The organism is Glutamicibacter sp. GQ173, assembly GCF_059759215.1.
This window is the reverse complement of record NZ_JCAXDT010000003.1, coordinates 113,875-138,694: the sequence shown is the minus strand read 5'-3', so window position 1 is coordinate 138,694 and position 24,820 is coordinate 113,875. Positions and strand designations below refer to the sequence as shown.

Here is a 24,820-nt window from a genome sequence, read left to right as displayed (position 1 = left end):
CCCGGATTGATAACTCCGCTTCCAGTTCAGAGCGCGCTTGGGACGCCTTCCGCCGATGGCTTGGACCAGCGCCGGTGCAGCAGCAAGCAACCGGCAGCACACAGCGCAATGGTGATGCCAAAGCAGGTCACCGCCATTGATTCACCGATGAGCTGTCCAACCCAGCCAAGCCCCAAGGCACCCAGCGCGGTCAGCGCATAGCCCAGCACCCAGAAGGCGGAACTGGCACTGCCCCGATGCCGCAGTTCAATGCGGCGCAATACTATGCCGAGGCCTACCGGGAACAGCGCTCCATGGCTCAGCCCAGCAACCAGCAGCCCAATGAGATAGACAGCCACCGCCGCTGCCCCATGCAACCTTGGGGCCAAGGCGATCAATGCCGTACCCGCCGTGAGCCCGGCGAAGCCCAGGTGGGCTTTTTCGCTCACCAGCTTCCCGCCAGCCTTCTGCCCCACGGTGGTGGCAACAAAAATCAGCGAGCCAATCAGCCCTAATAGCCGCAGGTCGGTAATGCCGAAGGCGCGGACCACGAGGATGGATGTCATGGCAGTGCAGCCGCCCATTACGGCGAATCCCAGGGTCATCAGGCCACCCACGCAGTAATCGCGGAGGGCGAAGCGGGGTATCAAAGGCAGGCTGAGCTTGAGCCCGAGCCCGCGGTGGGCGACGGTATCAGGGATCATGGCCAGCAGTGCCATGCACAGGCCGGAGAGTACTGCGTGGACACTAAACGCGATCATCGGCACGGAGGGGACAAAATAGGTCAGGAAGGCCGCCAGCGCTGGCCCGCTGCCCAGACCGGCCATATTAGCCACACTGGAAATGCTGGCACCGCGCGCGGAACTGGCGACCAAATCGGTGAGGTAGGCCGTAGCCGTCCCGGTCACCAGCCCGGCGCATACCCCAGAGAGCGTGCGGGCAATGAACAGCATCGGGGCATCTTCGGCCACGGCGTAGAGTATGCCGCTGGCAGCCGAGGCCAGCAGCCCAAGGATCATCACGGGCTTGCGACCGATGGCGTCAGACAGGGATCCGAAGATGCATAAGACCGCGAGCACCACGATGGCGTAGATGGCAAAAAGCTGTGTTGAGGAGGCGGTGCTCAGCCCGTATTCATCTTGCAGGGTTGGATAGAGGGCGGTGGGCATGGTGGTGCCGCACATGGCGATCGCATACGTCGCCAAAACGATGCCCAGGGATGCGCTTTGAGCTTGCTTTGGCTTGGCCCGCAACTTCACGCCAGGACCTCGCTCTCATGTTGAATAACAACCCGAGCCTAGATAAGTACTAATGTCCTGTCAATCTTTTTCTATTGCTGCAGGTTGAAGCGGGCCAGATCCGCGGCACCAATCAGCCCCGCGGCCGGACCCAATTCGGCCTGGCAGATCTTCGCAAAAGGACGGTAGCCTCGGCCAGAGAGCGTGCGGCGGTAGGTCTCTTCGGCGGTGGCCACCAGTTGCTTTGATGCGGTGCCCAAGCCGCCGCCAATCACAATGGTGCCCGGATCCAGCACCGAGACCAGATTCGAGATGCCCAAGCCGAGCCAGCCACCCATATCTGCAATCAGGTCTTCGCAGGCCGGGTCGCCCTGGGCCGCCAGGCGGGTTACTTCCGCTCCGGTGACGGCTTCGGGGTTATCTCCGACGGCTTCGCGCAGGCGGAAAGCCACGGGCGACTTGCTGCGCACGAGTTCTGCGCCTTCACGGCCCAAGGCATTTCCAGAAGCGTATTGTTCCCAGCAGCCCCGGTTACCGCAGGCGCACCGATGGCCACCGGGAACAATGACCTGATGCCCGAATTCCCCAGCGATGCCTGACTTGCCGCGATGGATCTGGCCTCCGAGGATCACTGCCCCGCCAATGCCGGTACCCAGGGTCAGGCAGACCATGTCGCTTTCGCCGCGTCCGGCGCCAAAACGGTGTTCGGCCCAGCCGGCGGCGTCAGCATCATTGACGAGCGTGACTTCGTGCCCCACCAGTTGCATCAGGCGATCACGCACCGGCTCATTGCGCCATGAAAGGTGCGGGCTGAACAGGACATTCTTGCCCTTGCGGTCCATCCAGCCTGCGGCGCCGATGCCCACCGGCATCTTGTCGTTGCCCTCGGAGAGCTCGCGGATCATCCCCGCCAGGGCCCGTTCTGTCCCGGCCACATCGTGGTTGGGTGTCTCGCGGTGGATCTGCCCGTAGACATTTCCCTCTTCATCCACGAGAGCTGCAAGGATTTTGGTGCCACCGATGTCAACGCCGATGGAAAGATTAGCTGGATTCACAGTTCCCTATCTTATGAGCAAGCAAGCCTATCTTTTCAAGAAAGCCATCTTGCGCCCGGACTCGGCACCCCAGAGCATGAACGAGTCTTGGCAGTGGCAGGTGGTGTTGCCGGAGGTGGAATCATTGAACAGCAGTCTGGAAGTGCTGGCATGGCGAACTGAGCTTTCCTAGGCCAATTCAACCCACAGATTTCCGCTGTCGACCTAGAAAAACACATCCCCAAGAGGAAGTGCCCGCAAACTAATGTTTGCGGGCACCTCCTAGGTGTTACTCCTTCTCGTCGTCGGGTCCTTCGACGGCGTCAGCTTCGCGCACAGCCGTCGGTTCAGTGCTCTGGCGACTGGGCAAGCCTGGGTACAGGCATCTGGATAGCTCCGGTCTGGATCTGCTCGAATTCATCGGGCGTAACCACCGGGATTTCATATCCGTCCTTGTCGATGAGCTTGCCTCCCTCGTAGTGGTCTCCGTCGAGCAATCCGCAGATCTCCTCGGTCTTGACCATGCGCGGCGGCGCCGCCGAAAAGACCGACGCATTCTTCGTGTTGCCGAATTTGAACTCGTTGAACAGCAGATTCAGTAGAACCGCCATGATTGCTGCTGAAGAGATTCCAGAGTGGAAGATGGTCTCAAACCAAGTCGGGAATCCTGCGTAGAAGTCAGTTTTCACGATTGGGATGCAGCCGAAGGCAATCGAAGCCGCGACAATCACCAAGTTCATGCCGTCGTACTTCACCTTGGACAAGGTTCGGATCCCCGAGGCCGCTACCGTGCCGAAGAGCACGATGCCTGCGCCACCAAGCACCGGAGTCGGGATGGCCGCGACCACGCGTCCGAGGACCGGCAACAGGCCGAGCACCACCAGGATCCCACCACCAGCTGCCACCACGAAACGACTGGTGATGCCGGTGATGGCCACCAGCCCGACATTCTGGGCGAAGGCCGACTGGGTGAAGGTATTGAAGATCGGTGCCACAGCGGAGGAAGCCATGTCGGCGCGAAGGCCGTTGGCGATGCGCTTGGAATCAATCTTTGACCCGGCAATCTCGCCCACTGCGAGGATATCCGCGGTCGTTTCCGTCAAAATCACCAGCACCACGATGGTCATGGAAATGATGCCGCCGATTTCAAACACCGGCATGCCAAAGGCCAGCGGTTGCGGGAAGGCGAAAATCGCGCCGTTTCCGACCTGGGAGAAATCCGCCATGCCCAGCAACGCTGCACCTACCGTGCCCAGCACGATGGCCAGCAAGATCGACATCCGGGAGATCGCGGCATTGCCGACCTTGGACAGCAGCAGGACTACCAGGAGCGTTCCAGCGGCCAGCCCGATGTTTGACAACGAACCATAGTCATCGGCCTTGGCGTCCCCGCCCATGGCCCAGTTAGCGGCCACCGGTGTCAGCGAGATGCCGATCATCGTGATGACTACGCCCGTGACTACAGGCGGGAAGAAACGGATAATTCGTGCGAAAAACGGGGCAATGAGGAAGCCGATGAGCGCTGCGACCAGCACGGCGCCGAAGACCGCCTGGATACCCCCGCCACCATTGACGATGGCTACCATGGTGGCCACGGAAGCAAAGGACGTGCCCTGAACCAGTGGCAGCTGCGCGCCAAAGAACGGGATGCCGACAGTTTGCAGGATGGTGGCCAGTCCGCCGACGAAGAGGCAACATGCTACCAAGAGGCCGATCTCCTCCGGTGAGACGCCAGCTGCGTTGCCAATGATCAGTGGTGGGGCGATGATGCCGCCGTACATGGTCAAAACATGCTGCAAGCCATAGGCAAAACTCTTCCCGATGGAAAGTTTTGCGTCCTCAGGCCGGATGGCTTTGGTAGATTCATCAGGTGTAGCGCTCAAGGCTGACCTCCTACGTCAGTCGCTGCCAAGGGTGTGCCGGTGTGTCCGCACCGGCACACCCTCAACGCTGTCAGGTTAGATAAATGCCGGGATGTTGGCCCAGATTGGGTGATTCGCCTCGGTGCCTTCACGGGTGATGGTCGCTTCGATCAAGCCGTAGGGACGATCGGCAGCGAAGAAGACCTCGTTGGGGTTGTCCTGTCCGAAGGCTTCCAGATCCACGAGGAAGTGGTGCTTGTTCGGCAGGGACATCTTGACTTCGGCTATTTCCGGATGGGCCTCGAGGACTGCCTGGCCCATCTGAAACATGGTCTGCTGCAGTGCGTAGGAGTGAGTCTGCGCGAAGTGGGTCAGCAGCAGGTTGCGCACCGAGGCATATACCCCGTCGAAGTCGATGCCTTCGGCGATGGCTTCCTCGGTGTAGCGCCAGCGTGCAGTCACGTCGGTGGCAAGGATGCGGTCGGTGGTTTCCTTCAGGGTGGTGTACTTGTCCCGCGGGAAGCCGTGGAACTCGCTGCCGGTGGACTTCAAGACCGTGAGATCTTCCAGGCCGGCGACGATGGACTTTTTGCCCTGTGCATCGATTTCCAGCACTGCGGTGCGGACCTCGGACTTGTTCTGCGAAAAGGCGTGGTCGTGGTCGTTGATGCGGTCCCAGAAGAACTGCTGTGCTGCCCAGCGTCCGCCGGTGATCCATTCAAATTCACCGGTGAAGTGGTCTCCGAGTTTCACGAGGAATTCCTCTACGGAGCCCACGCCATTGCGGGCCAGTCCGTACACGGTGTTCTTCTGGGTGTCGGTGGCGACAACTCGCGAGTTGTCCCCATCCTGGTGGGCAGCGCTGAAGTCACCGTGCAGCTGGCTGGTGACGTTCAGGTCCTGGATCTGATGGCGTGCGGTGTCCCGGGTGATCTTGACCAGGCGCACTTCGGCCTTGCCGTACTGGTTGGATCCGAGCACGATCTTGGTCTGGGTTGGGGCGGTGATTTCGGTAGTCATTTTTCTAACTCCCTCGGTACGTGGAATATGCAAACGGGCTGATAAGAAGAGGTACGTGGTAATGCTCATTGACGTTGTTCACGAAAAAGTCGATGCTTACCGCGGGGAAGAAGCTTTCCGTTCCCTGCTTCCCGAAGTAGTCCCCGGTTTCAAAAGAAATCCGATAGCGGCCTTCTTCAACCTGTATCGGTCCAAGGTTCTTGATGCGTCCATCGGCATCGGTTGAACCTGTTCCGATTTCTTGCCAGCCGGATGCCCTCTTGGCTTCCAGCGTGGCCTTGACACCGGAGGCAGGCCTCCCGGTCCCGGTGTCGAGTATGTGGGTGGTGATGTGACTGCGTTCTGCGCTGCCATCTGCCATGGTCATCTCCTAATAGTCGGAGTGAATTATTTGGTAAGGAGGTCGTTGAGCCGAAGGACCGCGATTTCACGCAGCTGCGTGGCGACTTCGGCAAGTTCGGTTGCTTCGTCGTTGTTCAGTCGGCGTTCGCATTCGGCCAGGATTTCTTCGGTGCTGCGACCCGCGGCACGGATGAGGAACACGCGGTCAAATCGCTGTTCGTAGTTCCGGTTTGCCACTTTCAAGCGCGCGGCGGCATCGCCGTCCAGGTTCAGCGAGGCCTGCTCACCACGAGAAAGATCTGCTTCTTTGCTTTGGCCCTCGGCACGTTCACCGATGCGGGGGTGCTGCGCCAAAGCGGCGTCCAGCTCCTGCGGATCAAAGGGGGCGATGCCATTCATGGCATAAGAAGTTAGCTCGTCCCGAGTTGCGAAGGGACGGGCCGAGATCAGTTCGTGGATCCAACGGTCTGCATCAACGCAGGGCCGAAGAAGAGCTTCGGCTTCAGCTGCGGAGAGTTCGTTGAATGCGTCGAGGTGCATCGGGTGATCAGCTCTTTTCATCGGTCGACATTCCACGGACCTTGGCTGAACACCCTTACCACCGAAAATATTGATTTCGGTTTCGACTCGATGCTGGTTTCGTGGAACCTTGTTGCTCAACTGTAATCCATTTCACAGCGGGTGCGTCAAGAGCAAAACCAAAAAATTTACAGGCCCTTATTTTGTTTCGAGGCTTTCACACCGCCAGGAAACTATTTGCTCAGACCCCTTGCCAACAGCACCTCGAAGCTCGCATACTAGTTTCACTAGATAAAATATAGATTTCACAATGCGGAAGTATTGCAACACGAAGGAGGGAACGATGGCCACCATCAACCAGACAAAGATTACCTGCCCAACCGAAGGGAATCGCCCACTGGGCGGCACCGCGGCTTTGCGCACGGGACTGTTCCAATCCATCGACAACCTGGATCCCGACATTGTCCGGCAGCCGAAAATCACCAGCTCGGCACCGTCGCTGTGGAACAAGATTTTCGGGTCAGCCACCGACCGCTAGTGCCGGCAGCCCGGGTCACGCTCGCTTAGGAATGCGCCAGCAATTGCAGCAAGATGACCACCACGCCAACCGCGGCCAGCAGCAGCATGAGCACCGCAGTGCGCCATAAGCCCAGGCGCATGCGTCGCATCGCCAGGAAAGCAAAAAAGGCCAGCGCGGCAACGAGCCACCATTGGCCCAGATGCAGTGCCAGCGGAACCTCAAGAACATTGAGCGCGCTGAGCCCAAGCAAAGCCAAGGGGCCAAAAACAGCACCGGCCGCACCCCACACCACCTTGAGCAGATGCTTCAGCTCCGCTCGCGTAACCAACGCGGCGTGAATAGCGGAGTGCGCAATGACGTCTGCAACGAGGCTCGCCATCAGCACTGCCGCCACCGTAACCGCCAGGCTCAGCGCGGCACCGCCAGCGGTGGGAGCACTACCGTGGGAACCGGTAGCAATCATCACGGCGAGCGCGGTGAAGGTGACATACACGCGCTCCTTGAGCATCGCGGCTCGCTCGTCCGCAGTCGCCGCCGAATCATTGAATTCCTTTTGCACTGCCGCCACCTCGCCATGGGCCATCAGGTTTAGAATGCCAGTTTATCGCCCGGTGCAGTCCAAAAATCAGACGGCACAGTACCTGGCGCGGACAGCATTCCCACCACTGCGTCTACTGGGAGGCACCCCATCGACGCCCTCGTTCCCTGCTGCTTTCCAACATTCACGTTGGCCTCATGTTCAGAGCAAAGCACCAAGGCCATCGGCCCCAGAATCTTGACCCGTGAAGCAATGACTACCTCTGGGATGCCTTCAAGCTCTTCCGGGAAATGGTTCTTGGCACCCCGCGCTTGGAGTTCTTCGCCTTTGAGGCTGTGCAGGGCACCGGCCAGATTAATGCCTGCGCACTATCGGCCGATAGCCAGGGAGATGTGGCGGGTGTTCAACGGACATCATTATGCGCAGTCAGGTGCGAGTCGTTCGCAATCGGCCCGCAGCTGTTTACTTTAAGACCAGCTGCGCCAGCACCGGCAGGGCAATCACGGAGAGCAAACAGGTGATCACAATGGCCACCGTGGTCGGTTCGCCGTCCCCGGTGTCGTTGTGCGCCATGATGTAGGCGGTGGCACTGACCGGCATGGCGGCCATGAGCACCGCCGCATTGAACCAGATGCGATCAAGCTGCGGGGCGAAAAGCTGCAGCAGCAGCACCGTCAAGAGCGGAAGGGCCACCATCTTGCCGATGACCATGGCGAGCAAAGAGGCCTTGGCCCGTAGTATTGGCGCGTCCCCTGCCTTCATGCCCGGCTTCCGGGTGCTGCGGGGACGATCGATGGTTCGCTTCAGGGACATGCCAATCACGAATAGAGCTCCGGGCGCCGCCGCGGCGGAGAGCAGATCAATGGTGTCGTCAATCGGCCTGGGCACATGGACTCCCGAAAGCACCACGCCACCGCCTATGACCATGGCCCAGGTGACCGGGCTGTTCAGCGGGGCATTGCGGATGGTTCGCAGCAGCCGGGACCCGCTGGCCGGATGCTGCCCGTCATCGATACCGGCAGGCAGCATGATCTGGGCCAGGATAGGGAACCCGACCATGAAGATGATGTTGTGCACCAGCTGGCCCATCCCTGCGGCGAAGCCTGCCTGCGGACCCATGACGCCCAGGATCACCGGAATGCCCAGGTACGAGACGTTGCCAAAGCTCGTGGTGAGCATTCCGGCAAGAGCGCGGGCTTGCCCCACACGCAGGAGATATCTGAAGATAATCCAGCTGATCCCCGCAAAGAGCAATGTCGCGGCAATGCTGATCCAGAGGAACGAGAGGGGCACTCCCTGGCTGATGTCGGCGCGCGCCACCACTTTGTAGAGCAAGGCCGGCAACGCCACATAGAACACAAAGGCGTTCAGCGCTGGTTCCACGGGCGCCGGAAATTTGGGTGCGTAGCTGGTGCCGTAGCCGATGAGCATGATGAAGAACAGCGGCAGGACACCGTAGAGCACGTCAAGGAACACAAGACTCCTTGGAAGGTCGACCAGCCAAAATCTCGGGGCCGGACACATCAACCTTAGTAGCTTCGGATGCCATCGCCCTATAGGCATCTGATGGGCACGCAACATCTTGTACTTCGACTGGGCATTGCAGCCGCGGATTCCTAGGATGGGAGCACGCACGTTAACACCGATGTTGATGGATTCCCGCAAGGAGAAATGATGCCCCAGTCCTCTCGCCCAGTTGAGCCAGGCCGAACAATCGTGATCACTGGCGCTGGCACGGGCATCGGCCGTGCCACGGCTCGTCTGCTCCTATCCCAGAGCTGGAATGTCGTTCTGGCCGGACGCACCAAGACCACCCTGGAAGAAACCGCACAGTCCCATCCTTCGGCTTTGGTTCATCCCGCCGATGTCACCGATCCCGGAGCCGTCGATGAGCTGTTCTCGGCAGCACAACACCGTTTTGGAACTGTCGACGTGCTCTTTAATAACGCTGGCATCTTTGGCCCCTCGGTTTCCATAGACGAGTTGAGTCCAGAACAGTGGGATCAGGTGTGCCAGATCAATCTGACCGGAGCCATCAACGCCGCACGCAGCGCCTTTGCACACTTCAAGGCCAACGGCGGTGGCCGCATCATCAACAACGGGTCGATTTCTGCACAGGTTCCACGGGTGAACTCGGTGGCCTACACGGTGACCAAGCACGGGATCGCGGGGCTAACGAAGGCCTTGGAACTTGACGGCCGCCCATATCGGATCCGTGCCACTCAAGTGGATATCGGCAACACGGCCAGCGACTTGCTTGATGATTTCGGGGCGAATAACGGCGCCCTGCAGCCAAGCGGGCAACGGATTGTTGAACCGACATTCCCGTTGGAACAAGCCGCCGAAGCCATCGCTTATATCGCCGGCGTACCCCTGGGCACCTCAATCAACCAATTCACCATCACGGCAGGTGGCATGCCGTATATCGGACGAGGCTAGGAGGAAACCAATGCATGTCGAGATTCCGGCAACTTGCGGCAATGCTCCACGCCATCGGATCATTACCGACGTCCTGACTGCGGCTTATGGCAAAGACCTGCTCCTGCTTGAACAGTGGTTTTCAGTGGATATCCAGTGGAACATCGCGGACAAAGGGTCCTTGGACGGCTTCGATGCGGTGCGGCAGTGGATACTCGAAGCACCGGCCACCGGGTCTGTGCAGTTTTTCAGCGTGCTGACCCACGGTTCAGAAGGAAGCGCCGACGGCCGGTCCTGCGACAGTGAACATTCAGTGGTCCACTTCAGCCATGTGCTGAAATTCGCGTCTGCCGGCAAAGCCGCAAAAATCAAGGAAATCCGCAGCTACTTCGTGCAGCAGCCGGCCATCGGGTAGAGGTCTAGAAGTACTCGGCCAGCAGCGCTTCAAGCTTGCCCAGGGCGGAATGCCAGGCCTTGGTGCTGGAATCCACGACTTCAAAGGGCAGCGGCCCCTGGGTCAGGGTCAGCATGGTCTGTCCCGCAAACTCCTTGAATTCGATGCGAGTCTCAATGACCAGGTCAAGAGTCATCTCGTGCGGGCCATCGGCACTGACCAGGCACTCGTATTCATCGAATGAAGTCAGTACGGCCTTGAGCGGAACCCTGGCCTCTGGATTCTCGATGTGAACCATTTCCAGTTCATGGCGGCCGCCAACCTTTGCTTCAAAAACAACCGATTCCTCGTTGACGGCCCACCCCTGTGGTCCCCACCATTGGGCAATGATTTCGGGTTCTACGAAGGCTGCCCAGACAGCGGTTTTCGGGGCGGAAAACTGTCGTGCAATCACCAGTTCAGTCATCGATTCCATGAGTTAAATGGTATCGCGGCATTCTTGCCGCACCCTGCGAAGCTGTTCCCGGATCAGCACTGGGAGACGTGGCCTTGCTCATGGCGATGGTGTGTCTGGCTACTGCTGGCGGCGACGCGGCTCCAGTCGGCTGGCCGTGTACAGCGTCTGCTCATCAGGCTGGGTCCCCGCGGCCTCATGGGCCGCCTTGACCTTCACGGCCCGGTCCCACTTGATCCTCTCGCGAGGGCTGGCTTCCACGCGGCGTTCTGCAGGACCGAAAATGCTCAGTCCCAAATACTTCAGTCGCCAGAAAATGCGATAGCCAATGCTCAAACCGGTGGTATCGGTGATGATTGGCAGCGGAGATTCATCCATGCGAGTGGTCCTCTGCAGTATGCGTGGGTGTTGGTGCTTTTGCCCCAGCATACCTCATTAGTTGGTGCACCAACTAAATGGCTGGCTACTCCTTCGGCGCAGTGACTCCGGCGGCGATCAGGCGGTCCAGAATGTCCCTTAGCTCAACAACGTCCTTCTCTGAGAGCTCGAGTCGAGACATCATCTCAAGCGGAATTTTCAGCGCCTCCTTGCGAAGTTCAGCGCCCTTGTCAGTGGGCTGGAGGATGACTGCGCGCTCGTCCTGCGGATTTTTGGATTTGTCCACCAGGCCGGCAGCCTCCAACCGCTTGACCAGCGGAGACAGTGTTCCAGGGTCCAGGTGCAACTGCTCGCTCAGTTCACGAGCGCTCATCGGTCCAGAATCCCACAGCGCCAGCATCACCAGGTACTGCGGGTGGGTCAGGCCCAGTGGATCCAGCACGGGCTTATAGGCAGAGATCACCGTTCGAGAGGCAACCGCCAAACCAAAGCACACCTGCTTTTCCAGCTTGAGAAGATCATCCTCCGGAAGAATAGCGCTGTCCACGTTGCTGCAAACTCCTTGAAATCGGGGCAATACCGGTGCCTTGATCGTACCCCGGCCTAACCGCCAGTCGATTGTAGCCAAAGCCCGATGCAGTGAATAACCTTGGCTTATGAGCAACCTCGAGCACAGCCCGGCAGAAGTCAACTGCAGTGAAGTCACATCCCATGCCGAGGTTGAAATCTTGACGCCTCGAGAGGTTCCGCTGGGCGGGCCCCGGGCCATGACTGTATTCCGCACCTTGCCGCAAAAGCAGCGCAGCCTCATCGGCGCCTGGTGTTTCCTGGACCACTACGGTCCCGACGACGTCAAAGCCACCGGCGGCATGAACGTTCCACGCCACCCCCACACCGGGCTGCAAACAGTCTCCTGGCTATTCACCGGAGAAATCAACCACATGGATTCGGCAGGCTTCAAAGCCACCGTGCGCCCAGGCGAGGTCAACCTCATGACCGCCGGGCACGGCATTAGCCACTCCGAAATCCTCACCGATGGCACCACCATTCTGCACGGCGCCCAGCTGTGGACTGCATTGCCCGAGCACGCCCGGGACATGGAACACACCTTTGAAAATTATCGGCCAGAACCGCTCTCTGGGCCAGGCTGGTCCATGTCGGTTTTCATGGGCAGCTACGAAATCTCCGGGCAGCGCTCCGCCTCCCCGATCGTGACCCATTCGGAGCTGAGCGGTGCTGAATTGCGCCTGGAGCCGAACACCCAGATCGAGATCCTGGTCCCGGAGCATCATGAGCACGGAATCCTCCTGGATTCAGGCGCCCTGCAGCTCAACGGGCACCAGCTGGACCCACGCGATCTCGGGTTCGTGCGCACTGGTTCCACCACCCTGCGCCTGGCTTCCGGCGACGAACCGGTGCTGGCCCTGCTCATCGGCGGAGAACCATTGAAGGAAGACATCTTGATGTGGTGGAACTTTGTGGGCCGCACCCACGAGGAAGTCCTCGCCTTCCGCGCGCAGTGGCAAGCCGAGATCGGAGCAGAACCAGGAGACGCGTCCGAGGATCGATTCGGACCATTCCCTCCTGGCACCCCGGCGGCCCTGCCCGCCCCAGCCCTTCCCACGGTTCGCCTGCGTCCGCGCGTGAACCCCTCCTGACCAAAAGGACACCAAACATGAGTGAAATCCAGCCAGTCTTCCTTCCCGAGCGCCAGCGCTTCGCCCTTGACGATAACGGCAAGATCATCGGCGCGGCACACTATCGGGATTTTGATGGAGCCGAAGGAACCGAGCGGATCTTCTTCCACACCACCGTGGATGAGGATTACGCCGGACAGGGACTAGCCAGCGTCCTGGTGAAGTTCGCGCTGCAGAACACCATCGCCAGCGGAGCGAAAATCGTGGCGGTCTGCCCCTATGTCAAGGGCTACGTGGCCAAGCACAAGGAGTACGACCAGCATCTTGTGAAGCCAACTAGGGCGCACCTGGAGATCTTGCCGCGCGGCTAGCGCGCTGCCAGGCCCGGGGAACCCTTGGTGCGCGGCGAAATGGCGATCAGAACCAGGACCAGAACCAGGCTGAAGCTGAAGACCGCAACGAAGCCCGTGCCGGCAGCGGCCAGCGCAAAGATGACGCCGCCGATGGCTGTGGCCCCGGCATTGCCCAGCGAGTCCGCCACGGACATGGCCGAGGAGTTGAAGCCCTGTTCTTCCTTGGAGGACAGGGCCAGCATGTTGACGTTTTGGCGGGGGAAAATCATCCCCATGCCAAAGCCCCCGACCGCCCAGCCGCACACCAGCACGAGCACCGGCGGGTGGAAGAGCGCGGTGGCCAATGCGGTGGCTATGGCCACGCTCCCGGCCACTGCGCCCACGGTGATGCAGGTTGAGGAAGCGACCTTCTCCCCCAGCCTTCCCTGGAGCCATGAACCCATCGACCAGCACAGGGCCGAGGCTGTCAGGATCAAACCGGCCCGGTCCGGAGCGAGCTGGTAGTCCTCGCGAAGCAGATAGGGCAGATAAACCTCCACCCCGAAGAAGGCGCCGGTAATGAATATCCTGGTGGTGATGGTGGCAGGCAGTCCGCGGCGCACCAGGAACGTCCCACGCGGCAGCAGCGGGCGAATCGCCACCAATGCGACCACCAGCGCCAGCGCTAATCCGGCCAACGACCAGCGGCTGTTCGAATTGCCCAGCAGATTCATGGAGATCACGGCAAGCCCGGTCAGCCCGGCAAGCCCCAGGCGCTTCACCGATACCGGACCAAGTTCCTGGTTGCGCACGGAATCCAGGGATTTGAGCACCGGAACCATTGCGCAGAAGGCGACGATCACCAAGACGGCCACGCCGGAAAAGACCCAGCGCCAGCCGAGGTGCACCGCCATCAGGCCGGCCAGCCATGGGCCAACCATCGCTGGCAGCACCCAGGCGGTGGCAAAGAGCGCAAAGATTTTTGAATGCAGCTGGCCTGGATAGGCACGGGCAATCAGCACGTAGATTGCCACGGTGATGGCACCGCCCCCGACGCCCTGCAGGATGCGCCCGCCAATAAGCATCGGCATATTCGCCGCGGAACCGCAGATCAGCAAGCCCACGCAGAAAATCGCGACGCTGATGAACAAGGGATGCTTCGGTCCCCATCGGTCGGTGACTTCACCGGCGGCAACCATGCCGAGCATGCCACTGGCAATCGGGGCGGCAAACGCCAGCGCAAAATAGCGTTCGCCGTTGAGCAATTCGCTGACCATCGGCATCACGGTGGTGACCGCCATGGATTCAAAGGCAACAAGGAACACCAGAACAAACATGCCCATGGTGGTGGCCAAGAATTGCGGTGCGTAAATGGTTTCTGTAGCTGGCGCAGGGTTGTGGCTACTACGTCTTAGGGGCATGCCCTAATCATGCCAGTTTTCTGCTAGCCGCCCAGAACATGCAGAGCGAATGCCGACAGGAAGCCACCGGTGACCAGCAGCCCGGTGTAGTCATGTTCAACAGAATAGGCTTCGGGAATCATCGAGTCGGCAATCATGGTCAGGATGCCGCCTGCGGCAACTGCCGTGGCGAAGGCCAGGGCTTCTTCAGGCATGGATTGCATGGCCAGTGCCCCGGCAAAGGCAGCCAGCCCACAGGAAATCGCAATGGAACCCCACAGAAGGGCAATCGAGGAACCTTTGCGGCTGGCGCTCTTCATTTGAGCCGTGCTGGCCAGCCCTTCAGGAATGTTGGAAATGAAGATGGCAATGAGCATTGCGGGGTTGATGCTCGCGCTAGCCACAACGCTCAGGCCCAGTGCCACGGATTCGGGAATGCCGTCGATCAAGGCTCCCACTGCCAAAGCGGTGCCCGCAGGTTCGCCGCCCTGAGCGCTGCCCGAGGCTTTTTGACGCCTTGTGGTGCGCCAGGCCAGTACCCGGTTGGCCGAGAAATACAGCGCGGCGCCCACCAGCACACCGGCCGCCGTTGCCAGGAGCCCGCCGGTTTCGAAGGCCTCGAGTACAAGCTCAAAGCTCAGTGCGCTGACCAGCACTCCTGCGCCGAAGGCCATGATCGCGCAAACCCAAACCTTCGGAATTTTCAGCCACCAGGCGGCGCCAGATCCCAGCAAAAGCGCCGAGCCGGCTACCGTGCCCCAAAGCAAGGCCTGCAAAGAAGCGAACATGGCACCCACTATAGCCAGCAAGCCGCCGGCTTAGTAGCTGCCATGTTGGTTCTGACTGGGATTAACCCTCAGAGGACATATTGCTGAAGCGCGAGTAGTGGCCTTGGAATGCCACGGTGATGGTTTTGGTGGGACCGGCACGGTGCTTGGCGATGATCACGTCGGCCTCGCCTGGACGGTTTTCCTTGTCATACACATCATCACGATGCAGCAGGATCACCATATCGGCGTCCTGCTCAATGGAACCGGATTCACGAAGATCCGAAACCATTGGCCGCTTATCGGTTCGCTGTTCGGAACCACGGTTCAGCTGCGACAGTGCGATCAGCGGAACATCGAGCTCCTTGGCCAGCAGCTTGAGGTTACGCGAGAACTCGGAAACTTCCTGCTGGCGTGATTCCACGCGCTTGCCCGAACTCATCAGCTGCAGGTAGTCGAGGATGATCATGCGCAGCTCATTGCGCTGCTTCAGGCGGCGGCACTTGGCGCGGATTTCCATCATGGACATATTCGGCGAATCGTCGATGAACAGCGGCGCTTCATTCAACCGGCCCATGGTGGTGGCAATCTTGGTCCACTGCGCGTCCTCCACCGAACCCTTGCGCAGGTCTTGGAGCTGGATGGAGGCTTCTGCCGAAAGCAGGCGCATCGCAATTTCATTGCGGCCCATTTCCAGGGAGAAGAAGACTGTGGCCATGTTGTTCTTGATGGCGGCGGACCGGGCGAAGTCCAGCGCGAAAGTCGACTTACCCACTGCAGGACGGGCCGCGATGATGATCATCTGGCCGCCCTTCAGGCCCTGGGTCAGCTCGTCGAATTCGTAGAACCCGGTGGGCACGCCGGTGATGCCGTCACCGGCGTTCGCGGCGTTTTCGATTTCGTCTACGGTGCCTTCGATGATGTCCGAGAGGCGCACGTAGTCTTCGCTGCTGCGGTTTTCCGCAACCTTGTAGACCTCGGCTTGCGCTTCGTTGACGATGGCATCGACTTCTCCATCGGGCGAGTAGCCCATCTGGACGATGCGGGTTCCGGCGTCCACCAGGCGGCGCAAGACGGCGCGCTCGCGCACGATTTCTGCATAGTAGCCGGCGTTAGCGGCGGTGGGCACCTGCTGAATGAGGTTGTGAAGGTAGGCAGCGCCACCCACGCGGGAAATTTCGCCGCGCTTGGTCAGCAAGTCGGCCACGGTCACGGCATCGGCAGGTTCGCCTCGGCCGTACAAATCGATAATGGCTTCGTAGATGGATTCGTGAGCCGGACGGTAGAAGTCGGTTCCGCGCAGCGCCTCAACGACGTCGGCGATGGCGTCCTTGGATAGCATCATGCCACCGAGCACGGACATCTCGGCTTCGACGTCCTGTGGCGGCTTGCGCCCTGCGTCGGATTCTCGTCCTTCGTAAACCGGCTCAGCACTCATTGCAGACACTTCCATCCCCTATTGACCCCAGGGGGAAAAATCTTCCTTGCCAGATGGCAACGTTCCAACCTGCTAGTTGATGCCAACAGGTCAATGGATTACGTCTGTGGATATTTCTGCCCCAAAGCCAACAGTAGGGCCGATGTTTACCCACGTAAACCCCATTATCCACAGGTCTTGTGCATAACATACCCTCAGCTGTGGACTAGCCTGTTCACTGTCTGGGGAGAACCCTGTGGATTATTGTCAAGTACCCAACAGTAATAGTTATTGACTAGGTATTTTGTATTTTCACATCTGTGGACAGGGAAATTTTTTATTGAAGGTAGCGATATGTTCCCAGTAGTTATCAACACCCAAAAACGCCCGCAATACAGGGTTTATTGCAGTTTTTACACAGTTCTGCACATCTTGCCCACAGTCGTGTGGATAACCATGTGGATATCCACAGAATCACAAAAGGCTTAGTCACCGCCCTTTATCACGGCCAACTCGGCAGGCTATGGCCAATAGTCCACATTTTCGCGAAGCGGCCGCCATCCATACCGTGGATAACTATTTGCCTCGCGTTGAACGCGTCCCTAGACGCGACAAGGCCCGGTGCAGATCACCATCAGGAAATCCGCGCCGGGCCTTCGGGAAACTACTCCTCGGAAGCTTTAGACGAGCTCAGGAACTGGGATTGAATGAAATCGGGAATCGTGGAAGATCTGCGGCGAGTGCTGTGATGCGTGATGCCCATGCACCTCCAAAAGCACAACCCAGTGGTCACCAGCTTCGACTTCGTTGTAAATCGACGTTTCCAGCCAGAGGGTGGACTCTTCAATGAACAGAGCGCCCTGTTCAGAAACCACGGTATCCACGCCGAGGAATCGATCGCCCTTCTTTGAAGCGATCTGCGTGCAGATCCCTCCATTAAGATCGCTGAGAACCGAAACACCAATGTGGCTGGCCTCGCGCAGTTTCGGCCAGGTGTTGGAGGTCTTCTGGACTGCAAACATCACCAATGCCGGCTCCAGCGAAACCCCCACAGTAAATGAGGATGCAACGATGCCGGTTTTTACGCCGTCCACTTCTGCGCACAGAGCGGCCACGCCTGAGGGATGTTGGGCGAAAACCTTGCGTAGGGTTAGCGGGTCAAGTTCACGATTCAATGACATGGCTCGATTCCTTCGGTTCTTGCCCACCGCGTCAGACCCAGCGGGAACAGCCGTTCGGGATGTTCCGAATCCGGTTGCCACTGAGGTTTCACGCCGTGCGCGGTACTTGTTCTGACACCATTTGGCGCAAAACCGAATCCTCACCTGGAGCACCCCACTACCGTTGAGAGGGTTGCCGACCAGCAAGCCAGGGCTTTTAGCTGATGCTCTTGATTCTGCTTAAAACAATATGACTCATGACGAAGCACCGTCAAACAATTCACTTCTCAAATCGCAATATTCAATAAAATATTCGACTGTGGATCAGTTTTAGGGTCATGAAACAGTCTTTTATTCACCTATTTGGCCCGTTGCGGCCACTTCAGCGGGCCATGAAGGTGTGATCTTCGTCGTAACGCATTAACTTATGGCAGGGCTAAATATCTTCCGGCATCTGCGCTTCGTGGAAAAGCGGCGCCAGGGTTCGCCATGGCGTACACCGAATGTAAAGATCCGATGCCGAGGATCTTCCCGCAAGGATTGCCGCGTACTTCAGCAGGTAAAGTGCAAATAATTGAACCGCAAGCCCCACCGCTCGAACAGGCGCACAGCGCCCCAACACTTTTGGAGTCACCCGTGAGTTCCCCAGAACAGCGAATCCCCGACAAGACCAGCCGCTTCACTGACAGCATTGGCCTGGTCTTTGATGACATCACCGCCACTTCCGTGCGAGGCCATGCCGACCTCAATGAAGAGCACCACACCCCGTGGGGCGTCGTTCATGGAGGTGTCTATGCCTCCATGATTGAAAGCGCCGGCAGCGTGGGCGCCAGCTACGCGGTCTCAGAGCGCAATCAATTTGCCGTGGGCGTTCACAATGCCACCGACTTCCTGCGTCCCTCCACCGGTGCGCGCGTGCAGGTTGCGGCCAAGGCGCTGTTCCAAGGCAAGTCCCAGCAGTTGTGGGAAGTTGTCATCAGCGATCAGGCCAGCGGAAAGGAACTCTCGCGCGGACAATTGCGCACCCAAAACGTAGATATGCCCAACGCCTGAGCGTATCCTAGGTGGCACCTAGCGGATCAGCTTCGGAGGCTTGCCATGAGTGCCACCTATACCTTTGACGTGTTCAGCAGCCTTGATGGCTTCGGCAGTGCAGGCAGCGATTGGGGTGGCTACTGGGGAAAACAGGGGCCAGAGCTGTTGGCCCACCGCCTCGGGCTCTACACTCCCCCATGCCGCATGGTTTTCGGAGCAAACACCTTCCGCTTATTTAGTCTCTTCTGGGCAGAAATCGAGATGAATCCCGAGGTTGAAGACCCGTGGGGCGTGGCTTTGCACGACAAGCCCGCCACCGTCATCTCCACCACCTTGGAAGAGCCGCTGTCTTGGCCTAATGCGGCGCTGGAGCGCGCTGATGCCTTGGAAGTCGTCGCCCGACTCAAGGAAACCTCAGATGTCCCGCTGCGCTCTCACGGTTCCCTGGCCATGAACCATTCGCTGCTGGCGGCAGGTCTAGTGGACTTCATTCAGGTGAGCATCTTCCCGGTGCTTACCGGGCATAGCGGCTCGGCTCCGGTACTCGGCGGGGTCGACGACTATGACCTGGAACTTGTCGATTCAAAGCTTTTGGACGGCCGGATCCAGGAACTGACGTATCGCCCAACGCGCCACCAGCCGGCGCACGCATAGCCGCTCGATGAAGCACATCCGGGAGGCTTGCCTGCTGCTCGGCGCAGTCTTCCTCGCCGGATGCTCCACGCCAACACCACCTCCAAGTCCAGCTGCCGAATCGCAAACCGCTCCAGAACTACTGGCCACCGGCTTGGAAGCTCCGTGGTCCATGGTCTACGTCCAGGACAGCTTGCTGGTCAGCGAACGCGATTCCGGGAAGATCCTGGAGGTTTCGGAGTCCGGACAGAGCCGCGAAGTGGCCCGGATCGAGGATCTCGCAGCGATAGGCGAAGGCGGGCTGCTGGGCCTGGCCTTCCTCGCGCCGGACCAGCTCTACGCTTTTTCCACCGCTGAATCCGGTAACCGCATTCAGCAATTCACGGTGCAAGGCAGCGCCGGAAACTTGTCATTGTCGGCTCCGCGGACCCTGCTGGATTCCTTGCCCTCGGCCAATATCCACAACGGCGGGCGGCTGGCCATCGGACCGGATGGAATGCTCTACGCGAGCGTGGGCGATGCGTCCAACCCTGGGCAAGCCCAGGACCTGCAGGCGCTGGGCGGCAAGATCCTGCGCATGGCACCCGATGGAAGCGCCCCGGAAGACAACCCCTTCGAGAATTCCCTCGTCTACAGTTATGGGCACCGCAATGTGCAGGGCCTGGCGTGGAGCGATGACGGCACCATGTATGCCAGCGAATTCGGGCAAAACACCTTCGACGAACTGAACATCATCAAGGCCGGCGGGAACTATGGCTGGCCCGAAGTCGAGGGGAAGGGCGGTGCAGATCGGTCGTACACCGACCCGATTGCGCAGTGGTCCCCCTCCGAGGCCAGCCCCAGCGGCATCGCGATCCTCGATGGCACCGCCTACCTGGCGAATCTGCGCGGCGAAGTGCTGCGCGCGGTGGAACTGGACGCGCCGGCCACCGGGCATGAGCTGCTTGATGGCCGGCTCGGCCGGCTGCGCGATGTGCTGGTGGATCCTGGCGGCTCGCTGCTGGTGCTGACGAACAACACCGACGGGCGTGGCCAGCCCGGTGCTGGCGATGACCGCATCGTGCGCCTGATGCCCCGCCAGACCGGCGGCTAGCTGGCCGGGCGCATATCCCCGGTCTGCTCGAAGCGCTGGTGCCAGGATAGGGCCTCGCCCAGCAGGTGCGGGGTGTGTTTGCCGTAGCTTTCCCTGCAAGCCCGGTCGAAGTAGTCCTGCAGCAGCCCACGGTAGTCCGGATGCGCGCAGTTCTTGATGACCAGCTGGGCGCGCTGCTTGGGCGAAAGGCCGCGCAGGTCGGCCAGGCCCTGTTCGGTAATCAGGATCATGGTGTCGTGCTCGGTGTGGTCCACATGCGATGCGAAGGGCACGATGCCCGAGATCTTGCCGCCCTTGGCGGTGGACGGGGACATGAACACCGACAGGTAGCCGTTGCGGGCGAAGTCGCCCGAGCCCCCGATGCCATTCATGACATGGGAGCCCAGGACGTTGGTGGAGTTCACATTGCCGTAGATGTCGGCCTCGATCATCCCGTTCAGGGCGATGCAGCCCAGGCGCCGGATGATCTCCGGATGGTTGGAGATCTCCTGGGCGCGCAGCAGGATGCGCTCGCGGTAGTGCTCCACATTGCGGTTGAATTCCTCGATGCCCTCGGCGGACAGCGAGAAGCTGGTGGCCGAGGCGAACTCGATGGTGCCGTCCTTGATCAGCTGGAGCATGCCATCCTGGATGACCTCGGTGTAGGCGGCCAAGGACTTGTAGCCGCCGCGGGACAGGCCCGCCAGCACGGCGTTGGCGATGTTGCCGACGCCCGACTGCAGCGGCAGCAGCTTCTCGGTCAACCGGCCGGCGCGGATCTCCGAGTCCAGGAAGCCCAGCAGGTGATCGGCGATCCTCTCGCTGGTCTCGTCCACCGGGGCGAAGGGGCTCAGCCGGTCTGGCGCGTCGGTTTGGACCACCGCGGCGATCTTGCTGACGTCGACGTCCAGGTACTTCTGGCCGATCCGATCGCGCACCGTGGTCAACTCGATGGGCTTGCGGTGCGGAGGCAAGGCGGTGCCGTAGTAGACATCGTGCATGCCCTCCATGGCGGCGGATTGCTGCGCGTTGACCTCGATGATGACCTTGTCGGCCATCTCCAGCCAGGTTTTGTTGTTGCCCACGGAGCTGGAGGGGATCAGGTCGCCTTCGGCGGTTACGCCGACCACCTCGATGATGGCCACGTCGATCTTGCCGTAGAAGCCGAACCAGGCGTGCTGGGCGACATGGGACAGGTGGATGTCCATGTACTCCATGTTGCCCTCGTTGATGCGCCGGCGCAGCTCGGGATCGGACATGTAGGGAAGGCGAAGGTTCATGCCCTCGGCCTTGGCCAGCACCCCATCGAGCTCGGGGGCGGTGGAGGCGCCGGTGAGCACGTTGATCTTGAACTCCTCGCCGGCAGCGTGCTGGCGTTCCATCTGGGCGGCCAGGGCGCCGGGCACTGCCTTCGGGTATCCGGCACCGGTGAAGCCGCTCATGGCCACCGTCATTCCCGGCTTGATGATGGTTGCCGCCTGTTCGGCGCTCATCAGGCGATCGGCAAAGGCCCGGTGGTGAATACGCTCGTGCAAAATAACCCCTTCGAAGCTCGGCTGTGACGCAGGTCTATAACCCGCATCTCACCGGAACACTTTAGCCGCTAGAGATGCCGAGCCGGAGGGCAGATGGTCGGATCCAGCGGTGGGTGGCGCTTTTCTCGATGAGCTGCCCGCTATTTGCGGTGGCCGGTCGGCCATTCGCGCCGCGGGGCCGGGCTAGCCCAGCTGGGCGAAGGCCTCGCCGCGGGTCGCCGTGATCTCGATCCGGGCGTCCATGGCCGAGGCATATCGGCGCAAGGTGGCTAGCTGGACCCGGTCCAGGTCGCCGGTTTCCATGCGGGCAATGCGGTCCGCCGGCAGCTTGAGCCGCGCAGCCATTTCGGCCTGGCTCAGGCTGGCTTCTTCGCGCAGGGCGCGCAATGAGAGCTTGCGCAGGCCGCTGCGGACGGTGCGCTGATGCTCGGCCACTGCCTCGCGTTGCTCCTTGGTCAATGCTTCAGGATCGGCAAACGCAAAACCCATGTATTCCGCCATTTCTCTCGATCGTGTTGGCCTGGCCAGTCCCATCTTCGAGGCTACGAGCCTGCGGCTCCAATGCCAACGGTTAAGCGGCAGCGGGCGCAAGGCGATCTGGTGAATTATGCGCGAACCTGCGGTGTCCCCACAAGAACCAGGTGCCCTCCGGTGCCGCAGCTGGGACGTATCCAGGGCCAAGGATTTACCAAAATGCTCCCAAAAGTAGATTGTGCATCGGCAACCGCGAACCTACCCTTAAAGCGACTCCCGCTAAGGAGCCCTCTGCAATGGATGTTGGAGGTTTTCACAATGAAGAAATGGACTCGGTGGCAAGACTGGGTCGGCGTCGCGGCCGGTATTCTGGCCGCAGTTTCAACCATGTGGCTTGAGGGAACCAGCACCTCGATGAGACTGATGGCGGCCTTCGGCCTGCTCATGGTGATCACCGGCGTCTGGAGCGTCATGATGCCACGCTTGGTTTCCATGGAATGGGCACTTGCCATCGCCAGCGCCCTGCTCTTCGCCTCGCCTTGGATGGGATCGTTTACCGATTTCGCCGGCGTTGCCTGGATGTCCTGGATCTGCGGTGGCGCCGGCGTCGTTGCCGGACTGCTTGCACTCGCTCCTGCTATTCAAATGCGCCATGCAACTGGTGGATCCCGGATGGCGCACTAAGAATCCGCGATTCCGATAGCCTGCCATCTGGGCGGGCTGGACGGCGGGTTAACGCCAAGAGGTGGCGTGCGCTCCTTGCGGAGCGCACGCCACCTCTTGAACAGAAGCCGAGTCTAGAAGACTTACTTCTTGGCAGCAGCTACAACCTGCAGGCGCAGGTTTGCAACGACGTCCTCGTGTACGCGAACGGTTGCGTTGTAGTTGCCAGTCGACTTGATGTGGTCGTTGACCTCGATGTTGCGCTTGTCGATCTTGCCCAGACCGGCAGCCTCTACGGCGTTAGCGATATCGGTGGTCTTGACGGTGCCGAACAGGCGGCCGTTGGAACCAGCCTTGATGGTGATCTTCACCGGCTGGGACTTCAGCTTGGCTGCAAGTGCCTGAGCTTCCTCAAGGTTTGCAACAGCGCGAGCGGCACGTGCAGCCTTGATCGACTCCACCTGCTTCTCACCGCCCAGGGTCCAGACGATTGCGAAGCCGCGTGGCAGCAGGTAGTTACGGGCGTAGCCGTTCTTTACCTCGACAATATCGCCAGCAGCACCGAGACCGGATACTTCGTGAGTCAGAATGATCTTTGCCATTTTGCTATCCCTTCTTCCTTAGCCGCGGCCAGCGCCGGAGTAAGGCAGCAGGGCTACTTCACGTGCGTTCTTGATAGCCTGTGCGATCTTGCGCTGTTCCTGAACGGAAACGCCGGTCACTCGACGAGCGCGGATCTTTCCGCGGTCAGAGATGAACTTGCGCAGCAATGCGGTGTCCTTGTAGTCGATGACGGTGATGTCAGCGGCCTTCAATGGGTTGGACTTTGGTTTGGGCTTACGGATTTCAGCCTTAGCCATCGTGGAGCTCCTTTAGCTTTGGAGCCCGCAGAGTGATCTGCGGGATGGTGAATAAATATTGTTTAGAAAGGTGGTTCGTCTGCGCCTGGGTTGCCCCAGCCGCCACCGTTGTTTCCGCCGGTGCTCCATGGGTCTGCGGCTGGAGCATTCCATCCGCCACCCTGCTGCGGCTGCTGCTGACGCGGCGCCTGGGCTGGAGCACCTTGCTGTGGTGCGTTGGAGAATCCTCCACCGCCACCATTGCCGAAGCCACCGTTGCCACCGCCGGAGCGCTGGGTGCGGGTGACCTTGGCGGACGCAAAACGGAGCGATGGGCCGATTTCATCGACCTCAAGCTCCATCACGGTGCGACGTTCGCCTTCCTTGGTGTCGTAGGAACGTGAACGCAAACGACCCTGGGCGATGACGCGCATGCCCTTGGTCAGCGTTTCAGCAACGTTCTCTGCAGCCTCGCGCCACACCGATGCGCGCAAGAACAGGGCTTCCCCGTCCTTCCACTCATTGGACTGGCGGTCAAAGGTGCGAGGAGTCGAAGCGATCGTGAAGTTCGCTACGGCTGAACCGGACGGCGTGAAACGCAGCTCCGGATCGGCGGTCAGATTTCCGATGACGGTAATAACAGTCTCGCCTGCCATTGACTCTCCTTAGAAAGATTGAACGTTTATTCCTACGACGGAAGGTTGCGCGTAATTAAACGCGGGCCTCTTCCGGACGGGTGACCTTGTGGCGCAGGATCAGCTCGTTGATCTTCAGCTGGCGCTCAAGCTCAGCGGAAGCGGCTGGTTCTGCGGTGTAGTTCACCACTACGTAAGTGGCTTCTGCCTTCTTCTTGATCTCGTAGGACATCTTGCGACGACCCCAGATATCAACCTTTTCGATGGTGCCACCGTTGGAGCGGACAACCTCGAGGTACTTCTCGATGGTTGGCTCTACGGTGCGGTCATCGACCTCTGGATCAATGAGGACCATAAGTTCATAAGCACGCATGTGAACCCACCTCCTTTGGGCTAAACGGTCGCGGTATTTCCGCAACAGGAGGTTCTTGCGTTATCAGTGCACCAGACGCCCAAGTTTCGGGCATGCAGTAGCACAGACTTTTCAATCCTACCCGAGATCCTCGCGCAAGCATAAGCCTTCGT

31 protein-coding genes and 1 riboswitch are annotated in these 24,820 nt (G+C 59.9%); of the genes, 10 read left to right on the top strand and 21 right to left on the bottom strand.

Annotation, left to right across the window (positions count from 1 at the left end):
- Positions 1 to 26: 26 nt before the first annotated feature.
- Complete coding sequence (locus AC6CHO_RS06660; protein ID WP_498214251.1) at positions 27 to 1,238, bottom strand: MFS transporter; 1,212 nt, start codon at positions 1,236 to 1,238, stop codon at positions 27 to 29.
- A gap of 71 nt (positions 1,239 to 1,309) precedes the next feature.
- Positions 1,310 to 2,272, bottom strand: coding sequence for an ROK family protein (locus AC6CHO_RS06655; RefSeq protein ID WP_498214250.1), 963 nt, complete (start codon positions 2,270 to 2,272; stop codon positions 1,310 to 1,312).
- A gap of 13 nt (positions 2,273 to 2,285) precedes the next feature.
- On the opposite strand from AC6CHO_RS06655, the gene AC6CHO_RS06650 reads away from it, so the two are divergent.
- Positions 2,286 to 2,444 carry a hypothetical protein gene (locus AC6CHO_RS06650; RefSeq protein ID WP_498214248.1) on the top strand — a complete coding sequence of 53 codons (159 nt, stop codon included), beginning with the start codon at positions 2,286 to 2,288 and terminating at the stop codon, positions 2,442 to 2,444.
- A 154-nt stretch (positions 2,445 to 2,598) separates the two neighbouring features.
- On the opposite strand, the gene AC6CHO_RS06645 is transcribed toward AC6CHO_RS06650, so the two are convergent.
- From AC6CHO_RS06645 to uraD, 4 genes are all read right to left on the bottom strand, one after another.
- Positions 2,599 to 4,134: a nucleobase:cation symporter-2 family protein gene (locus AC6CHO_RS06645; protein WP_498214247.1), complete on the bottom strand. Its 1,536-nt coding sequence runs from the start codon at positions 4,132 to 4,134 to the stop codon at positions 2,599 to 2,601.
- 75 nt (positions 4,135 to 4,209) lie between these two features.
- Positions 4,210 to 5,133, bottom strand: coding sequence for a factor-independent urate hydroxylase (gene pucL / locus AC6CHO_RS06640; RefSeq protein ID WP_498214246.1), 924 nt, complete (start codon positions 5,131 to 5,133; stop codon positions 4,210 to 4,212).
- 4 nt (positions 5,134 to 5,137) lie between these two features.
- Positions 5,138 to 5,494 carry a hydroxyisourate hydrolase gene (uraH, locus tag AC6CHO_RS06635; protein WP_498214245.1) on the bottom strand — a complete coding sequence of 119 codons (357 nt, stop codon included), beginning with the start codon at positions 5,492 to 5,494 and terminating at the stop codon, positions 5,138 to 5,140.
- A 26-nt stretch (positions 5,495 to 5,520) separates the two neighbouring features.
- The gene (gene uraD / locus AC6CHO_RS06630; RefSeq protein WP_498214244.1) at positions 5,521 to 6,036 is read right to left on the bottom strand and encodes a 2-oxo-4-hydroxy-4-carboxy-5-ureidoimidazoline decarboxylase; all 516 of its coding nucleotides are present in this window, start codon (positions 6,034 to 6,036) and stop codon (positions 5,521 to 5,523) included.
- Between the two features lie 301 nt (positions 6,037 to 6,337).
- Here uraD and AC6CHO_RS06625 point away from each other — a divergent pair, with 301 nt between their 5' ends.
- The gene (locus AC6CHO_RS06625) at positions 6,338 to 6,532 is read left to right on the top strand and encodes a hypothetical protein (protein WP_146277111.1); all 195 of its coding nucleotides are present in this window, start codon (positions 6,338 to 6,340) and stop codon (positions 6,530 to 6,532) included.
- A gap of 25 nt (positions 6,533 to 6,557) precedes the next feature.
- Here AC6CHO_RS06625 and AC6CHO_RS06620 read toward each other — a convergent pair whose 3' ends face one another.
- Both AC6CHO_RS06620 and AC6CHO_RS06615 read right to left on the bottom strand, forming a co-directional pair.
- Positions 6,558 to 7,097 carry a hypothetical protein gene (locus AC6CHO_RS06620; RefSeq protein ID WP_498214242.1) on the bottom strand — a complete coding sequence of 180 codons (540 nt, stop codon included), beginning with the start codon at positions 7,095 to 7,097 and terminating at the stop codon, positions 6,558 to 6,560.
- 417 nt (positions 7,098 to 7,514) lie between these two features.
- A complete protein-coding gene (locus tag AC6CHO_RS06615) occupies positions 7,515 to 8,528 on the bottom strand; it encodes an AEC family transporter (RefSeq protein ID WP_498214241.1) in 1,014 nt (337 codons plus the stop codon).
- A gap of 198 nt (positions 8,529 to 8,726) precedes the next feature.
- Between AC6CHO_RS06615 and AC6CHO_RS06610 the strand changes: the two genes are divergently transcribed.
- Positions 8,727 to 9,491 (top strand): SDR family oxidoreductase, encoded by a 765-nt coding sequence (locus AC6CHO_RS06610; protein WP_498214240.1) that lies wholly within the window; start codon positions 8,727 to 8,729, stop codon positions 9,489 to 9,491.
- Positions 9,492 to 9,501: 10 nt separating this feature from the next.
- Entirely contained in the window at positions 9,502 to 9,885 is a 384-nt protein-coding gene (locus AC6CHO_RS06605) for a hypothetical protein (RefSeq protein ID WP_498214239.1), read from the top strand.
- A gap of 4 nt (positions 9,886 to 9,889) precedes the next feature.
- On the opposite strand, the gene AC6CHO_RS06600 is transcribed toward AC6CHO_RS06605, so the two are convergent.
- The 3 genes from AC6CHO_RS06600 to AC6CHO_RS06590 form a co-directional block, all read right to left on the bottom strand.
- On the bottom strand, positions 9,890 to 10,339 hold the full coding sequence (locus AC6CHO_RS06600; RefSeq protein WP_498214238.1) for an SRPBCC family protein: 450 nt from the start codon (positions 10,337 to 10,339) through the stop codon (positions 9,890 to 9,892).
- A 99-nt stretch (positions 10,340 to 10,438) separates the two neighbouring features.
- On the bottom strand, positions 10,439 to 10,696 hold the full coding sequence (locus AC6CHO_RS06595; protein ID WP_498214237.1) for a hypothetical protein: 258 nt from the start codon (positions 10,694 to 10,696) through the stop codon (positions 10,439 to 10,441).
- Positions 10,697 to 10,781: 85 nt separating this feature from the next.
- Positions 10,782 to 11,243 (bottom strand): MarR family winged helix-turn-helix transcriptional regulator, encoded by a 462-nt coding sequence (locus AC6CHO_RS06590; RefSeq protein ID WP_498214235.1) that lies wholly within the window; start codon positions 11,241 to 11,243, stop codon positions 10,782 to 10,784.
- A 109-nt stretch (positions 11,244 to 11,352) separates the two neighbouring features.
- Between AC6CHO_RS06590 and AC6CHO_RS06585 the strand changes: the two genes are divergently transcribed.
- Entirely contained in the window at positions 11,353 to 12,354 is a 1,002-nt protein-coding gene (locus AC6CHO_RS06585) for a pirin family protein (protein WP_498214234.1), read from the top strand.
- Between the two features lie 17 nt (positions 12,355 to 12,371).
- On the top strand, positions 12,372 to 12,704 hold the full coding sequence (locus AC6CHO_RS06580; protein ID WP_498214233.1) for a GNAT family N-acetyltransferase: 333 nt from the start codon (positions 12,372 to 12,374) through the stop codon (positions 12,702 to 12,704).
- On the opposite strand, the gene AC6CHO_RS06575 is transcribed toward AC6CHO_RS06580, so the two are convergent.
- From AC6CHO_RS06575 to AC6CHO_RS06560, 4 genes are all read right to left on the bottom strand, one after another.
- Entirely contained in the window at positions 12,701 to 14,086 is a 1,386-nt protein-coding gene (locus tag AC6CHO_RS06575; protein WP_498214232.1) for an MFS transporter, read from the bottom strand. The two genes, AC6CHO_RS06580 and AC6CHO_RS06575, sit on opposite strands and share 4 nt — an antisense overlap.
- 23 nt (positions 14,087 to 14,109) lie before the next feature.
- Positions 14,110 to 14,853, bottom strand: coding sequence for a ZIP family metal transporter (locus AC6CHO_RS06570; RefSeq protein ID WP_498214231.1), 744 nt, complete (start codon positions 14,851 to 14,853; stop codon positions 14,110 to 14,112).
- A 61-nt stretch (positions 14,854 to 14,914) separates the two neighbouring features.
- Positions 14,915 to 16,270: a replicative DNA helicase gene (gene dnaB / locus AC6CHO_RS06565; RefSeq protein ID WP_060703562.1), complete on the bottom strand. Its 1,356-nt coding sequence runs from the start codon at positions 16,268 to 16,270 to the stop codon at positions 14,915 to 14,917.
- A 659-nt stretch (positions 16,271 to 16,929) separates the two neighbouring features.
- A complete protein-coding gene (locus tag AC6CHO_RS06560) occupies positions 16,930 to 17,430 on the bottom strand; it encodes a flavin reductase family protein (RefSeq protein WP_498214229.1) in 501 nt (166 codons plus the stop codon).
- Between the two features lie 97 nt (positions 17,431 to 17,527).
- Positions 17,528 to 17,645, bottom strand: a riboswitch (SAM riboswitch).
- Positions 17,646 to 18,045: 400 nt separating this feature from the next.
- Here AC6CHO_RS06560 and AC6CHO_RS06555 point away from each other — a divergent pair.
- From AC6CHO_RS06555 to AC6CHO_RS06545, 3 genes are read left to right on the top strand one after another with little or no spacing between them, the layout of a single operon-like run.
- Positions 18,046 to 18,462, top strand: coding sequence for a PaaI family thioesterase (locus AC6CHO_RS06555; RefSeq protein WP_498214228.1), 417 nt, complete (start codon positions 18,046 to 18,048; stop codon positions 18,460 to 18,462).
- A 45-nt stretch (positions 18,463 to 18,507) separates the two neighbouring features.
- Positions 18,508 to 19,098: a dihydrofolate reductase family protein gene (locus AC6CHO_RS06550; RefSeq protein WP_498214227.1), complete on the top strand. Its 591-nt coding sequence runs from the start codon at positions 18,508 to 18,510 to the stop codon at positions 19,096 to 19,098.
- Between the two features lie 7 nt (positions 19,099 to 19,105).
- Complete coding sequence (locus tag AC6CHO_RS06545) at positions 19,106 to 20,170, top strand: PQQ-dependent sugar dehydrogenase (protein ID WP_498214226.1); 1,065 nt, start codon at positions 19,106 to 19,108, stop codon at positions 20,168 to 20,170.
- Here AC6CHO_RS06545 and scpC read toward each other — a convergent pair.
- Both scpC and AC6CHO_RS06535 read right to left on the bottom strand, forming a co-directional pair.
- Complete coding sequence (scpC, locus tag AC6CHO_RS06540; protein WP_498214225.1) at positions 20,167 to 21,684, bottom strand: succinyl-CoA:acetate CoA-transferase ScpC; 1,518 nt, start codon at positions 21,682 to 21,684, stop codon at positions 20,167 to 20,169. The two genes, AC6CHO_RS06545 and scpC, sit on opposite strands and share 4 nt — an antisense overlap.
- A gap of 183 nt (positions 21,685 to 21,867) precedes the next feature.
- Positions 21,868 to 22,173, bottom strand: coding sequence for a helix-turn-helix domain-containing protein (locus AC6CHO_RS06535; protein WP_498214224.1), 306 nt, complete (start codon positions 22,171 to 22,173; stop codon positions 21,868 to 21,870).
- Between the two features lie 303 nt (positions 22,174 to 22,476).
- On the opposite strand from AC6CHO_RS06535, the gene AC6CHO_RS06530 reads away from it, so the two are divergent.
- A complete protein-coding gene (locus tag AC6CHO_RS06530) occupies positions 22,477 to 22,842 on the top strand; it encodes an SPW repeat domain-containing protein (RefSeq protein WP_075972645.1) in 366 nt (121 codons plus the stop codon).
- A gap of 122 nt (positions 22,843 to 22,964) precedes the next feature.
- Here AC6CHO_RS06530 and rplI read toward each other — a convergent pair whose 3' ends face one another.
- From rplI to rpsF, 4 genes are all read right to left on the bottom strand, one after another.
- Positions 22,965 to 23,423, bottom strand: a complete 459-nt coding sequence (gene rplI / locus AC6CHO_RS06525) for a 50S ribosomal protein L9 (RefSeq protein WP_060703201.1) — start codon at positions 23,421 to 23,423, stop codon at positions 22,965 to 22,967.
- Positions 23,424 to 23,441: 18 nt separating this feature from the next.
- Positions 23,442 to 23,681 carry a 30S ribosomal protein S18 gene (gene rpsR / locus AC6CHO_RS06520; RefSeq protein ID WP_013350683.1) on the bottom strand — a complete coding sequence of 80 codons (240 nt, stop codon included), beginning with the start codon at positions 23,679 to 23,681 and terminating at the stop codon, positions 23,442 to 23,444.
- A 62-nt stretch (positions 23,682 to 23,743) separates the two neighbouring features.
- On the bottom strand, positions 23,744 to 24,316 hold the full coding sequence (locus tag AC6CHO_RS06515) for a single-stranded DNA-binding protein (RefSeq protein ID WP_060703202.1): 573 nt from the start codon (positions 24,314 to 24,316) through the stop codon (positions 23,744 to 23,746).
- Positions 24,317 to 24,371: 55 nt separating this feature from the next.
- Positions 24,372 to 24,668: a 30S ribosomal protein S6 gene (gene rpsF, locus AC6CHO_RS06510; RefSeq protein WP_498214223.1), complete on the bottom strand. Its 297-nt coding sequence runs from the start codon at positions 24,666 to 24,668 to the stop codon at positions 24,372 to 24,374.
- Positions 24,669 to 24,820: the final 152 nt, after the last annotated feature.